Annotated in this window: 11 protein-coding genes; 4 read left to right on the top strand and 7 right to left on the bottom strand. The window is 73.7% G+C overall.

Annotation, left to right across the window (positions count from 1 at the left end; all coding sequences use genetic code 11):
• Positions 1 to 80: 80 nt before the first annotated feature.
• From ACFXGN_RS13715 to ACFXGN_RS13705, 3 genes are all read right to left on the bottom strand, one after another.
• Complete coding sequence (locus tag ACFXGN_RS13715; protein WP_384857810.1) at positions 81 to 1,805, bottom strand: LCP family protein; 1,725 nt, start codon at positions 1,803 to 1,805, stop codon at positions 81 to 83.
• A gap of 256 nt (positions 1,806 to 2,061) precedes the next feature.
• Positions 2,062 to 3,252: an LCP family protein gene (locus tag ACFXGN_RS13710; protein ID WP_384857807.1), complete on the bottom strand. Its 1,191-nt coding sequence runs from the start codon at positions 3,250 to 3,252 to the stop codon at positions 2,062 to 2,064.
• Between the two features lie 482 nt (positions 3,253 to 3,734).
• Positions 3,735 to 4,487, bottom strand: a complete 753-nt coding sequence (locus tag ACFXGN_RS13705; RefSeq protein WP_384857804.1) for a TIGR03089 family protein — start codon at positions 4,485 to 4,487, stop codon at positions 3,735 to 3,737.
• A gap of 136 nt (positions 4,488 to 4,623) precedes the next feature.
• Between ACFXGN_RS13705 and ACFXGN_RS13700 the strand changes: the two genes are divergently transcribed.
• The 3 genes from ACFXGN_RS13700 to ACFXGN_RS13690 all read left to right on the top strand — a co-directional run bounded on the left by ACFXGN_RS13700 (position 4,624) and on the right by ACFXGN_RS13690 (position 8,769).
• On the top strand, positions 4,624 to 6,441 hold the full coding sequence (locus ACFXGN_RS13700) for an N-acetylmuramoyl-L-alanine amidase (protein WP_384857802.1): 1,818 nt from the start codon (positions 4,624 to 4,626) through the stop codon (positions 6,439 to 6,441).
• 104 nt (positions 6,442 to 6,545) lie between these two features.
• The gene (locus ACFXGN_RS13695) at positions 6,546 to 7,628 is read left to right on the top strand and encodes a sugar phosphate nucleotidyltransferase (protein ID WP_384857800.1); all 1,083 of its coding nucleotides are present in this window, start codon (positions 6,546 to 6,548) and stop codon (positions 7,626 to 7,628) included.
• Positions 7,629 to 7,806: 178 nt separating this feature from the next.
• Complete coding sequence (locus ACFXGN_RS13690; protein WP_384857797.1) at positions 7,807 to 8,769, top strand: DNA-3-methyladenine glycosylase family protein; 963 nt, start codon at positions 7,807 to 7,809, stop codon at positions 8,767 to 8,769.
• A 117-nt stretch (positions 8,770 to 8,886) separates the two neighbouring features.
• Here ACFXGN_RS13690 and ACFXGN_RS13685 read toward each other — a convergent pair whose 3' ends face one another.
• From ACFXGN_RS13685 to ACFXGN_RS13670, 4 genes are all read right to left on the bottom strand, one after another.
• A complete protein-coding gene (locus ACFXGN_RS13685) occupies positions 8,887 to 9,492 on the bottom strand; it encodes a hypothetical protein (RefSeq protein ID WP_384857794.1) in 606 nt (201 codons plus the stop codon).
• Between the two features lie 86 nt (positions 9,493 to 9,578).
• A complete protein-coding gene (locus tag ACFXGN_RS13680; protein WP_384857791.1) occupies positions 9,579 to 10,886 on the bottom strand; it encodes a coenzyme F420-0:L-glutamate ligase in 1,308 nt (435 codons plus the stop codon).
• Positions 10,883 to 11,839 (bottom strand): 2-phospho-L-lactate transferase, encoded by a 957-nt coding sequence (gene cofD / locus ACFXGN_RS13675; RefSeq protein ID WP_384857788.1) that lies wholly within the window; start codon positions 11,837 to 11,839, stop codon positions 10,883 to 10,885. Before cofD ends, ACFXGN_RS13680 begins: the two co-directional genes overlap by 4 nt.
• Before the next feature lie 21 nt (positions 11,840 to 11,860).
• The gene (locus tag ACFXGN_RS13670; RefSeq protein ID WP_384857785.1) at positions 11,861 to 12,370 is read right to left on the bottom strand and encodes a cysteine dioxygenase; all 510 of its coding nucleotides are present in this window, start codon (positions 12,368 to 12,370) and stop codon (positions 11,861 to 11,863) included.
• 657 nt (positions 12,371 to 13,027) lie between these two features.
• Between ACFXGN_RS13670 and ACFXGN_RS13665 the strand changes: the two genes are divergently transcribed.
• Entirely contained in the window at positions 13,028 to 13,291 is a 264-nt protein-coding gene (locus tag ACFXGN_RS13665; protein WP_015033978.1) for a WhiB family transcriptional regulator, read from the top strand.
• Positions 13,292 to 13,654: the final 363 nt, after the last annotated feature.

Raw genomic sequence — 13,654 nt, 5'->3', positions numbered from 1 at the left:
TCCCTCCCCGCGCACGCTGTTCTGTCCCACCCCAGGTCCCCTCGTCAGTCAGGCGCGCGCCGAGCCCCGGTGATTCCGGGTCACTTGGCGCACACCTGCTTGTCAGCTTCTACCTTCACGACGTCCGGTGCCTTCACCGGGCCGCTGACGGGCACCCCCGCGCCCTTGAAGTCGGCGCCGAGGACGAGCGTCATGGGCTCGCGCGCTGCGGCGTCCTGCGTGCCAGGCTTGAGCGCCGTGGCAGGAAGACCCATCATGTCCGCGAGCTTGCGGGCCTGATCGGCCTGGTTCGGTGCGTAGGCGAGCGTGGTCCTCGCCGCCTTCTCCGGAGCGTTGCTCCGGTTCGTGGAGCGGCTCACGCCCTGCTCGTTCTGCAGCCAGTTGATGGTCGACTGGGCCGCACCCCGCACCCCGCTGCCGTTGTAGACGTCGACGCGTACGTCGACGGCCTCGGCACGGGTGCCCTGGAGGAGCTTCGCCTGGGTCTGTGCCTGGGCGTTCTTGGTGTCCTGGGCCTTCTTCTTCACCTCGGTCAGCGAGACGTCGTTCTGGAGCGCGGCGAAGAGCTCCGGTGCCTGCGTCGGGTGCGGCACCACGGTGATGGGCTCGGGCTCGTCCGGGTTGTCGATCACCGGGAGCGTCGCGAACGAGATGTTCTTGGTGTCGATCCCGGACAGTTCCCCGGCCATGTCCTGGAGCTTGGAGAGCGAACCTATGCCCTTGTCGACGGTGAGCGCGTTGGTCGCCGCCTGGGCGAGGCCGTACAGCTTCGTCGGGCTGGTCAGCGTCTCGCTCGACTTCAGCTGCCGGATCATCGAGCTGAGGAACTGCTGCTGGATCTTGATCCGGTCCAGGTCGCTCTTGTTGCCGAAGCTGGACCGGGTGCGGACGAAGGCGAGGGCCTGCTCGCCCTGGACGACCGACTCCCCGGCGGGCAGCTTCAGATGCGACTTCCGGTCGTCGACCGGCTTCTCGACGCAGACCTTCACCCCGCCGACGGCCGTGGTCAGTTCCTTGACGGCGTTGAAGTCGACCATCATGAAGTGGTCGACGGTCAGCCCGGTCAGCTCCTTGACCGTGCGCATGGTGCAGCCCGGGTCGCGGCCGTCCTGGCCGAGGCTCACGTTGAAGCGGGCCTGCTCCTGGCCGGGGATCGTCAGGATCTTCCCGTCGGGCTGCCGGGTCTCGCACTCGGGGATCGTCGTCATCAGGTCGCGCGGGATGGAGAGCGCCGTGGCGTTCGTCCGGTCCTTGGAGACGTGGAAGAGGATCGTGGTGTCCGCGTGGCCGGGGCTGTCCTTGTCGCCGTAGCCCCCGTTGCCCTCGCCGGTCCGCTTGTCCGTGCCGATGACCAGCACGTTGAAGGCCTCGCCCTTGCGAAAGCCCTTGCTCTCGGCGCCGACGGGGTCGATGACGGAGATGTTGCCGTCGAGCTTCTGGTAGATCAGATACGCGCCGGTGCCGCCGCCCACCAGGACCAAGGCCATCGTCCCGCCGGTCCACAGCAGGACCTTCTTCTTGCGGGACCCGCCCCCCTTGGGCCTGCGGCGGCTCGCGGGCGGCTGCTGGCCGCCGCCCTGCTCGCCCACCCGGCGACGGCGCTGTCCGGGCACGGGCGCGGCGGCCGGGGTTTCGACGGGCGCCCCGGGGGGCACGGGTCCGGTGGATCTGTGCGTCGTGGCGGGCGCCTGCGACTGCCCAGCGGAGTGGTCCAGTCGCAGTTCGTAGTTGCCCGTTCGCGGGTCGAGGACCCACTGGTCGGCGGGATCGATGTCGTCCGCCCGTCCACGGCTGTGCGCGTCCACGGTTCCTCGAGTCCTCCGTCGGTGCCACGCGAGGCGCCTCCCCCACAGGGCGCCGCTCTCCTGGTCGTTCGATCCTTGGCGAGTGCGACCACGCGGTACGGGTGCACCGGATCGCGTCACACTATCCGCCCAGTTCAGCGCGGGGCGACGCGCGTGACAAATTCCACGCCCCTTACAACCGGGCAATTTGCTCAAACCTCATCCCTCCCCACCCTCCCCTTGGTCCGCCCTTTACCCGTGGCCCTCGCGGCACCCGCTAGGAACACACCCCTTCCGCCGCGTTCCGGCCCGTGAAGGTGGGCGTCACGGAGGGCGCGGGAGCGCCCCCGTCGTCGGGCTTGCCGTCGGTCCCCGGCGTCTTCCCGGTGCTCGGCGTCACCACCACCGGCCGGTCCTCCCGGAGTTCCGCGAAGAGCTGGCTCGCCGCGGGCTGCACCAGTTCGTCCCGGTTCGCGTCGTACGAGTAGGGGCGCCGGGGGACCGTGAGGAACTGCACCTTCTCCGTCGGGATCGCCCGCATCGAACGCGCCAGGTCGTAGAGGTCCCGCAGCGAGTCCAGCCCCGGGTCGGTCGTGAGCGACCGGGTCGCCGCGTCGAGAACCGGATACAGCTTCGTCGGGTTCAGCAGCACCCCGTCGCTCTGCACCTTGTTGACGAGCGCGCCGAGGAACTGCTGCTGCCGGTCCATGCGTTCCGTGTCGCTGCCGTCCCCGATGGACTTCCTGGCCCGGACGAAGCCCAGCGCCTGCTCGCCGTGGAGCGTCTGACGGCCCGCGGGCAGCTTCAGCTTCGCGTCCGGATCGTCCACCGGCTCCTTGAGGCAGACCTCCACCCCGTCGACCGCGTCCACCATCTTCTTGAAGCCCCGGAAGTCGATGACCATGTGGTGGTCCACCCGGATGCCGGTCAGCTTCTCGACCGTACGGATCGTGCACGCGGCCCCGCCGAACTCGAAGGCCCAGTTGAACTGCGACAACTGCTCCCGGGTCCGGCTCCCGTCCGGCCTCAGACAGGCCGGGATCGTCACCATCAGGTCCCGGGGCAGGGAGACCGCGGTCGCGCTCGTCTTCCCCGCCGCCAGGTGCAGCAGGATCGTGGTGTCGGACCGCTGGGTGCCCTCGTCCTTGCCGTACGGGCTGTTCCCGGCGCCCGCCCGGGTGTCCGAACCGATCAGCAGGATGTTCCGGGCGGCGGAGGTGCCCGCGGGCGGACGCTCCTTCTCGTACTTCCGCAGCTCCGCCTCGGCGGTGGTGTCCGTGGTGATGTTGCCGTCGAGCTTCCGGTAGAACCACCATCCGACCCCGGCGGCGCCCAGCACCACGACCGCGACGCCGAGCGCGGTCCACCGCAGCCAGTGGCGTCGGCCCGGTGCGGGAGGGGCGTCGGACGCGGTGTCCTGCGCCTCCGGGGGATCCGGTTCGGCGGGCGAGCCCGCGCGGTCCGTCACGTCTGAGTCCGTCCTTCGTCGCGTCGGCGGCGCGCCGGGCGACCGCCGGCCGTAGAGGGAGACGGCAGAACCCGGGGCGTGGTTGTGCGGAAGGAGTCGACTCCCCCCGGCCGATCATGTACCGGCGGGGGCGCGCGGACGGGGGGACTCGGCGCGTCGATCGGCCGAACGAGTGGGGTTTCCGCCCGGCCCGGGCCGCGCCCGGGTGAGCGGGGGCGGGGTTCCGCCGCGCCCGGAGCGCGCCCGGGTGCCGGTGGGGGCGCGCGGAGCCGCCCACAACGGCGAGGGCCCGGACGATGCCCCGTCCGCCCCGGGGCCGCCCGGAGACGGGCGCCGGACGGAGACGCGGGCGGGGCGGGCGGAGACGCGGGCGGGGCGGGCGGAGGCGGGCGCCGGGCGGAGACGGGTGGGCGGCCGAAGGCGGGCGCGGGCGGACAGGTGGAGACGGGCGCCGGGCGGGGCGAAGGCGGGTGCCGGGCGGGTCAGACCGCCGTGACCGTCACCCGCTCGCTCTCCACCCGCTTGGCCAGGGCGTCGGCCGCCGACCGGTCCAGGTTCCGGCAGAGGACCACGGAGCCGCCCGCCGCGAGGGGCGCGTACAGACCGGCCGACAGCCCCTCCCAGTCCCCGTATCCGAGCCCCGACAGCAGCCGCGAACCGGCGGTCAGACCGCGTTCCGCCGCGTCCGCGCGGGCCCGCTCGACGAGCCGGGCGCCGCTGCTCTCCGCACCGTCGACGACCAGGGCCGGAGCGTCCGGATCGACCGGTACGAACGGGGCGAAACGGTCGCCCTGGCTGGGGACCTCGACCGCGTAGTCCGCGTATCCGGCGGGCACCGAGGGGAACCGGCGGCCCAGCGGGGCCAGGGACAGCGCGATCCGCTCCCCGGAGCAGGCGAGCCCCGCCTCCAGCGCATCCGGCCCCGCGACCACGACGTCCGCGTCCGCCGGGTCGCCGCCGATCTCCGCGACCACCCCGACCGAGGAACAGGCCAGCAGCCAGACGGCGGTCTGCCAGTGCGCGGGCAGCAGCAGCGCCAGCCGGTCGCCCGGCGCGGCGGACAGCTCGCCCTGGAGCAGGTTCGCCGTCTTGGCCACCCAATTGGCGAAGGTGGCGACGGACAATTCCACCCGTTCACCGGTGGCGTCGTCGTAGAAGGTGACCAAGGGGCGGGCGGCGTCCGCGGCGAGCGCGGATCGCAGCAGGTCGGCGGGGGTGCGGTCGCTGGCGTTCACGCCGGACAGCGTACGCGGACGGGCGCGGCGGGTCCGCCGTACCGGTGACGCCGTCCACCGGTCGGCCCGACGCCCCGTCAGCCTCCCGGCCCGCTCCCGGCGCGCGGAACGCCCCGGAGGTCCGCAGGATCGGCCCATGCGTGCCTCACTCGCCTCCTCGATCGCCGTCGCCTGTGCGACGGTCCTCGCCCTGCCGGTCTCCCTCGCCGCGCCCGCGACGGCCGTGGCGTCCCCGGCGGCCGGACGGCCACCGGGGGTCTCGGCGCTGCCTCCCGCACCCGGACTCCCCGGCTCCACCCAGTCGCTGCCGCTGGCCCCGCTCGGGTCCGCCCCGCGCGCGCTGGGCGGCGGGCCCGACGGCACGGCCGAGCAGGGCCTCGCCCGACGTGACGTCAGGCCCTTCTCGCTCGTCGGCGTCGTGTGGGACGACCCGAAGGCCGCCCTGCACGGCACCGTGCAGGTCCGCACCCGGGCCACCGGAACCGGCACCTGGTCGGAGTGGCAGGACGTCGAGACCCACAACGAGGAGCACGGCGCCGACCCGGACACCGCCGAGGGCGCGGACCGGAGGCTCAAGGGCGCCACGGCCCCGCTGTGGGTGGGCGACTCGGACGGCGTGGAGGTCCGCGTCCAGGGCGAGGAACCCCTCCCCGAGGGCCTGCGCCTGGAACTGGTGGACCCCGGAGAGTCCCCGACCCCGGACGGGCGGCCCGCACCGGACGGGGAGGCGGGCACGGCGGACACGGCGGACACGGAGCCGGGTACGGCGACGGAGGCCGGGGCCGGTGCCGACATCGTGACCGGCTCCGAGACCGGTCCGGGCGTGACGCCGGAGACGGAGACCGGCCCGGAGGCGAGTACGGGCGCGAGGACGGAGGCCGGTACCGGCCCCGATTCCGGCACCGGCACCGGCCCGGAGACCAGTACGGAGACCAGTACGGAGGCGGAGACCGGTACCGACGCGTGGACCGGTGCCGACGCGGGCGCCGCTGCGGAGGCGCGGTCCGGGGCGGACGTCCGTACCCGGGCGGACGGCGGGGCCGGTGCGTCCGCGACCCGCGCGGCGACGGGGCCGCTGCTCCCTCCGGAGCCCCTCGGTCCTCCCGGCTCCCCCGGTCAGCTCGGCACGGGCGTCGCCGCCGCCGCGGCGGCGAGCGCGGTCAACGCCCACCTCGCCCCGTACGGCTCGGCCTGGATCCCGGCCGTGTCGAAGGAGGCCACCCAGGTCGCCTTCCCGTTCCTGCCGGAGACGGGCGCGGGAACGGCCGAGGCGGCCGAGGTGGCGGGGGCGGCACAGACGGCGCAGGCTCTCGCCGTGCGGCCCGCCGCGGTCGCCGCCCAGCCGTACCTCGGCCCCCGCCCGAAGATCATCACCCGTAAGGGGTGGGGCGCGGACGAACGGCTCCGCGAGAAGGGCTTCGTCTACACGAAGACCATCAAGGCGGCCTTCGTGCACCACAGCGCGACCGGCAACAACTACACCTGCCGCCAGGCCCCTTCCGTACTGCGGAGCATCTACCGCTACCACGTGAAGAGCAGCGGCTGGCGGGACTTCGGCTACAACTTCGCCGTCGACAAGTGCGGGAACATCTACGAGGGCCGGGCCGGTGGCGTGACCAAGCCGGTCCTCGGCGCGCACACCCTCGGCTTCAACACCAACAGCATGGGCATCGTCGTCCTCGGCACCTTCGGCAGGACCACCCCGCCCGCCGCCGCCGTGACCGCCGTCGCCCGGCTGACGGCCTGGAAGCTGGGGCTCCACGGAGTGAACCCCAAGGGCACGACGTACCTCACCTCCGGCGGTGGAAACCGGTACAAGAAGGGCACGCGCGTGCGGTTCAACACCATCGCCGGACACCGCGACGGATTCGCCACCGAGTGCCCCGGCGCCCGCCTGTACGGCAAGCTCGGCACGGCCCGTACCAGCTCCGCGAAGTACCAGGGAAGGCGCTGATGGGGTCATCGGGGCAACCATCCGCATAAACTGACCGGTCATATCGCACGGACGACCGAGACGGGCGAGCCGGCCGGCCCCGAACAGGAAGCAGAGACGACAAGGTGACTGAAGCGATCCTCCTGGTCGGTGGCAAGGGAACGAGGCTGCGACCGCTCACGGTCAACACGCCCAAGCCCATGGTTCCGGCGGCGGGCGTCCCCTTCCTGACGCACCAGCTGGCCCGCGCCCGCGCCGCCGGCGTCGAGCACATCGTGCTCGCCACCTCCTATCTGGCCGAGGTCTTCGAGCCGCACTTCGGCGACGGTTCCTCGCTCGGGCTGAGCCTGGAGTACGTGACCGAGGAGGAGCCGCTGGGCACCGGCGGCGCGATACGCAACGTGGCGTCCCGGCTCAGGTCCGGCCCCGACGACCCGGTCCTCATCTTCAACGGGGACATCCTCACGGGTCTCGACATCCGGGCGCTGGTCGCCACCCACGCCGACTCCGGCGCGGACGTCTCGCTCCACCTCACCCGGGTCGACGACCCGCGCGCCTTCGGGCTGGTCCCCACGGACGCCACCGGGCGCGTCACGGCCTTCCTGGAGAAGCCGCAGACGCCGGAGGAGATCGTCACCGACCAGATCAACGCGGGCGCGTACGTCTTCCGGCGCTCGGTCATCGACACGATCCCCACCGGGCGGCCCGTCTCCGTCGAGCGGGAGACCTTCCCGCAGCTGCTCGCCGGGGGCGCCCACCTCCAGGGCATGGTCGACTCCACGTACTGGCTGGACCTCGGCACCCCCCAGGCGTTCGTGCGCGGCTCCGCCGATCTGGTCCTCGGCCGCGCCCCGTCGCCCGCGGTGCCGGGCCGCTGCGGCGACCGGCTGGTCCTGCCGACGGCCCGGGTCGCCCCGGACGCCAAGCTGACCGACGGTACGGTCGTCGGCGCCGACGCGGTGGTCGGCGAGGGCGCCAGGATCAGCGGCTCGACGCTCCTCGCGGGCGCGGTGGTCGAGCCCGGCGCGGTGATCACCGACTCCCTGATCGGCGCGGGCGCCCGCATCGGTGCCCGTACGGTCCTCACCGGCGCGGTGATAGGCGACGGTGCCCAGGTGGGCGCGGACAACGAACTCCGCGACGGCATCAGGATCTGGTGCGACGCGACCCTCCCCCCGGGCGCGGTCCGCTTCTCCTCGGACCAGTAGGACCCGGTCCCGGCGGGGCCCGCCGGGCGGCTCACCGGGAGAGGCTCCACCGGACCAGGGCCGGGGGCCCGGGGCCGTACGACGGCGCCTGTCGGCTCCGCTCCGGTGGGCCGCCCGACGCCCCCCCGGGTCCGTCGGGCCGCCCGGTCTTCCCCCCGGTCCGACTACCCTCGCGTACATGGCCGGCCGTTTTCCGCCCCCCGCTCGCCCCACCCGCGCCCGTGCGCGCGGTGGGCAGGTGGTGGTGCCGTTCGCCGGGGACGCCCCGTTCGATCCGGGGCTCACGCTCGGACCGCTCCGGCGCGGTCCCGCCGACCCCGCCTTCCGGGTCACCCCGGACGGTTCCGTCTGGCGGGCCAGCCGGACCCCGGAGGGACCCGGCACGCTCCGGGTCGCCGTCCGCGAGGGGCGGGCCGTCGCCGAGGCGTGGGGCGCGGGCGGCCCCTGGCTCCTGGACCGGCTCCCGGCGCTGCTCGGCGCCGAGGACGACCCCGGGGCCTTCGTCCCCCGGCACAAGCTGCTCCTGGCTGCGCACCGGCGCCGCCCCGGGCTCCGCCTCACCCGGACCGGTCTGGTCCTGGAGACGCTGATCCCCACGGTCCTCGAACAGAAGGTGACGGCGGACGAGGCCTACCGGTCCTGGCGGCTGCTCCTGCGGAAGTACGGCGAGCCCGCGCCGGGCCCGGCCCCCGACGGGATGTACGTGATGCCGGACGCGCGCGGGTGGGCGGCGATCCCCTCCTGGGAGTGGCACCGCGCGAACGTGGACGGCAGCCGTTCGGCGACGATCGTCCGCGCGGCACGGGTGGCCGCCCGGCTGGAGGAGGCCGCGGCGATGGACCCGGCGGCGGCCCGCGAGCGCCTGGAACGGGTCCCGGGCATCGGCCCCTGGACGAGCGCCGAGACGGTCCAGCGCAGCAACGGCGCCCCGGACGAGGTCACCACGGGCGACCTGCACCTGCCGGGCATCGTCGGCTGGGCCCTCGCGGGCGACCGCACGGCCGACGACGCCACCATGCTGGAGCTCCTGGCCCCCTACGCGGGCCAGCGCCACCGCGCCGTCCGCCTGATCCTCCTCAGCGACCGCGTCCCGCCCCGCAGGGCACCGAGGATGACCCCGGGCGACATCACCCGCATCTGAGCCCGGCCGGGAGGACCCGGAGGACCGGGAGAAAGCCGGAGAACTCGGAGAGCCGGGAGGACCGGGGACACCCGAAAAAAGCCGGTCCCCGGCACGGCTCCCAGCACCTCCCGGCGCCTACTCCGAGTCCGGATGCAGCTGCACCCATCGGCCGCCGATCCGCTTCATCTCCACGCCGTAGTACGGCGGGGGCGCGGCGGCAGCCTGGCCACCGGCCCCGCCGCCGGGCGCGGAGGGCGTCCGGCCCCGTCCGGGAGCGGCCTTCCCGGCGGAGCCCCTCTTCGGGGCGGCCGTCTTCTTCGCGGGGGCCGCCTTCCCTGCGGACACGGAGGCCTTCCCGGCGACGCTCCCGGCGGACACGGCGGCCTTCCCCGCGACCCTCCCGGCGGACGCGGCGGCCCTCGCGGCGGCCTTCCTCGCCGCCGTGGCCGCCTTCTTCGCGGCCCGTTCCCTCTCCGCGTCCCGGGCCTTGCGCGCGTCCCGGGCGCGCAGCTCTTCGATCCGGCGCAGCATCTCGGCCCGGCTCATCGGCTTCGGGGGCTTCGGCTTCGTGGCGGCGGTCCTGGTGGCCGCCGCGACCGCCGCCCGGACGGGCACGCCCGTCACCGGGCGGCACGCGCGGTGCGCGGGCCGCCGGTCACCGACGAGGACGAGCTTCTTCGCGCTGACGGGCTGCGCGCAGACGACACACCGTCTGAGCCCCGGACCGCTGGACGTGGACATGGCCCCCCCGATCGCACTCGGCCGAGGCGAAGGCTAGTGCCCCGGTCCGCCCGACGGCACGCCTTTTCCGCGCGGGCGCCCCCGGGCTACCGCACCTCGATGAACTCCGCCGCCGTCCGGGCGGCCCGTTCCCTCGGGGCCGTCGCCGGGTGGCCGATCGCCACCGCGCCCAGCGGGTCCCAGTCGGCGGGCAGGCCGAGGACCTCCCGTACGACGTCCCGGCAGAACATCGTCGAGGACACCCACGCCGAGCCCAGCCGCTCGCCCGCCAGCGCCACCAGGAAGTTCTGCACGCCCGCGCCCGCCGCGACCACGAACATCTCGCGCTCGGCGGTGTCCCGGCGCGGGTCGCCGTAGTGGTGGGAGCCGTCCATGACGAGGCAGGGCACGGCCAGGTAGGGCGCGGCCCGCAGGACGTCCCCGCGCCGCACCCGCTTGGCGACGGACTCCTCGGACTTCCCGTCCCGCCGCAGGTCCGCGACCCACGCGTCCCGCATCTCGTCGAGCAGCCGGGTCCGTGAGGCCGCCGACTCCAGGAGGACGAACCGCCACGGCGTCGTGTGGTGCGGCGCGGGCGCCGTCACCGCCGCCGCGACCGCCCGTCGTACCGCCCCCGGATCGACCGGCTCGCCGGTGAACTCCCGTACGGTCCGCCGCAGCGTCACCGCCTCCCGTACGGCCTCCGAGGTGCCCAGCCGGAACATGTCGTCGGAGGCCCGGCGCAGCAGCGCCCGCGCGCCCGGCCCGTCGTCCTCCGCGACCGCGTGCGGAAGTCCCCGGACGACGGCGACCGGCAGTCCGGCCGTCTTGCCCTTCACCAGGTCCCCGGCGGCGGCGAGTTCGTCGGCGGTGGCGACCACGGTCGCGCTCAGCGGATTGCCGTGCGCGTCCGTCCCGCCCCGCAGGTCGTCGAGGACCCGCACCCCGGCCGCCCCGATCGCCACGTCGGTCAGCCCCTCGCGCCAGGGGCGCCCGAAGGTGTCGGTGACGAGGACGCCCACGTCCACGCCGAGCGCCTCCCGCAGCCCCGCCCGGATGCGGCGGGCCGAGGCGTCGGGGTCCTCGGGCAGCAGTAGGACCGTCCCCGCCGGGGTGTTGGAGGCGTCGACCCCGGCGGCGGCCATGACGAGCCCCTGCCGGTTCTCGACGATCCGCAGGCCGCCCCGCCGGGCCACCACCCGTACGGTCTCGGCGTCTATGGCCTCCTCGCGGTCGGCGGCGGCGACCACCCGGCCCTCGGCCTTGCTCACGATCTTGGAGGTGACCAGGAGGACGTCCCCGTCGGCCAGCTCCGGCACGGCCCCCGCGATCAGCTTCGCCAGGTCGTCACCGGCCGCCACCTCGGGCAGCCCGAGCGGCGCCCACACGCGGTACGAGGGGGGCGCGCCGGTCATCCGCGCACCTCCTCGGCGAGCGCCAGCGCCTCCCGTGCCATCGCGGCCGTCGCGTCGGTGTCGGTCATCATCAGCGGGACCGCCCGGCAGCGGATGCCCGCCGCCTCGACGTCCGCGACCGCGTCCGCGTCGACGGTGTCGACGAGCCAGCCGCCGATCAGCTCGGCGCCGTAGTTCCGGGCGACGGCCGCCGCCGTGGACTCCACGCCGACCGCCGCGAGCACCTTGTCGGCCATGCCCCGCACGGGTGCGTCGCCGACGATGGGGGAGAGGCCCACGACCGGCGCGGGCGAGGCGACGACCGCCTCGCGGATGCCGGGCACGGCCAGGATCGTCCCGACGCTGACGACGGGGTTGGACGGCGGGAAGAGGATGACGTCCGCCGAGGCGAGGGCCTCCAGGACGCCGGGGGCGGGCTTCGCGGTCTCGGCGCCGACCGGCACGATCGCCTCGGCGTCCACGGAGGCGCGCAGCTTCACCCAGTACTCCTGGAAGTGCACCGCGCGCCGCTCCCCGTCCACCTCGATCGCCACGTGCGTCTCGACGCGGTCGTCGGACATGGGCAGCAGGCGCACGCCGGGCCGCCAGCGGGCGCACAGCGCCTCGGTGACGGCGCTCAGCGGATAGCCCGCGCCGAGCATCTGCGTACGGACGATGTGGGTGGCGAAGTCCCGGTCGCCGAGCCCGAACCACTCGGGCCCGACCCCGTAGGCCGCGAGTTCCCCCTTGACGGTGAAGGACTCGTCGCGGCGGCCCCAGCCCTGTTCCTCGTCGATGCCACCGCCGAGGGTGTACATCACGGTGTCCAGGTCGGGGCAGACCTTCAGCCCGAAGAGATGGATGTCGTCACCGGTGTTGCCGATGACCGTGATCTCCGCGTCCGGCACGGCCCGCTTGAGACCGCGAAGGAAACGGGCACCACCGATGCCGCCTGCCAGAACCACAATGCGCATGGGCAGCAGTCTGTCAGGCCGTCAGGCGACGACGGCCTCAGGGGCGGCCGGGGCGCACCGGGCGCGCGGCGACTCGTGCATCGGCATCTCGGTGAGGCCCGGGAAGTAGACGTGCAGGCTGACGGCGGGTTCGAGGGAGTCGTTGACGACCTCGTGGACGTACCCCGGCGCGAAGACGCGTTCCCCGCCGGGCGTGAGCGTCCGCGCGCCCCGGTCCGTGCGCTCGGTCAGCTCGCCCTCCAGGACGGCCAGCACCCCGGAGGAGGGGCCGTGGTCGTGGCTCCCGCTGCCCTGGCCGGGCACCCAGGAGAGCAGCCACACCTCGTAGCCGGGGCCGGTGCGCAGCCGGTGGTACCAGCGGGTGGTGGTGTCGTACTCGACGTACGGGGCCCACTGGGAGCGGTCGGCGGCGAGGGAACGCGCCAGCCCGGCGAACTCGGCCACGGTGACGGGGTGGGCGCGCTCGGGCTGGAGGAGGTGCGGGACCTCGAGGATGTCGCCGGCGATCTGAAGGTCGCTGTCCATGTTCATGGGTGGGGAGGTTCCTCAGCAGAAACAGAAGCGGTGGGGGGTCACGGAGAAGTGGTGACGCGAGTGACGCAGGGTGACGCTGAAAGGAGAAGCTGGAGCTCTACGGCATCAACAGCTGGGACAGCAACAGCAACAGCGCGCCTGGACAGCGTCGCGGAACCCATGCTGCTGGGTCGCGGAGAGCGCTGCGGTCGCTGACATGCCACCAAAGGTGGCCGGAAGCCCACCCGACTGTCAACCCAATGCCCGATTTGACGGTAATGTTTCACTCATCCGGTTACTGTGCGTGGAGAAAGGTTTGTTCACGCGCCGACCAGGACAGACGGCGCTTCGACGGGCCGGACGGGTCCGCCGGACGGGCGTGCGTGACCGGACTGTGATTCGGCTCGCTTCCCTGGCCGGATCGCAACAGGATCCACGCCCCGGACGTCTTTCCCGGTGAAGGTGCCCGGCATCGTCGGGCTGGCGCCTTGTGTCACGTTTTTGGTGATTTGAACACTTTCCGCATACGCTTGGTTCCGCAGAGTGAATACCGGACCCAATAGCAGATCTCGGCTTGACTCACGCAGAGCACAAACTTGTAATTTCACTCGTGTCGTTCGGCCGGGCACGCGACGGCGACACCACGAGGACGCACAGAACAGACGAGGGGCGCACATGACCGAGTTGTTCCAGGAACTGCTGGTCGAGGACGCGGACGAAGAACTCGGCTGGCAGGAGCGCGCACTGTGCGCCCAGACCGATCCCGAGTCCTTCTTCCCCGAGAAGGGCGGCTCGACCCGCGAAGCCAAGAAGGTCTGCCTCGCCTGCGAGGTCCGCTCGGAGTGTCTTGAATACGCCCTCCAGAACGACGAACGGTTCGGCATCTGGGGCGGTCTCTCCGAGCGCGAGCGCCGCCGGCTGAAGAAGGCCGCCGTCTGAACGGCGCACGGCCCGCCGGGCGCCCCGCGCCCCGACGCGCACACCGCGCCCCGCAGACCACCACGGAACGGTCCGCCCCCTGTGCGTCATCCACAGGCGGCGGACCGTTCCGCGTCTCCCCGGAAGACCGTCACGGGCACCCGGGAGCCCGGCCCTCGCGCCGCGCGTGAACCGTTCCCGTCCGTGGACCGCGCCCGTTGATGAACCGTGCCGGTCCGTGCATCGCGCCCGTCCATGGACCACCCCGTCCGTCCCCCGTCCACCCCAGGCCCTTTCCCGTCCCTGTCCACAGGCGAGGGGCACGTTCCTCCCGCTCTGTCCACAGGGCGGCGGACCGCTCCGCGCGCAGCCGTTAGTGTGGGC

The sequence above is a fragment of the Streptomyces sp. NPDC059247 genome (assembly GCF_042754005.1).
GTDB lineage: Bacteria > Actinomycetota > Actinomycetes > Streptomycetales > Streptomycetaceae > Streptomyces.
This window is presented reverse-complemented; position numbering and strand designations above follow the sequence as displayed.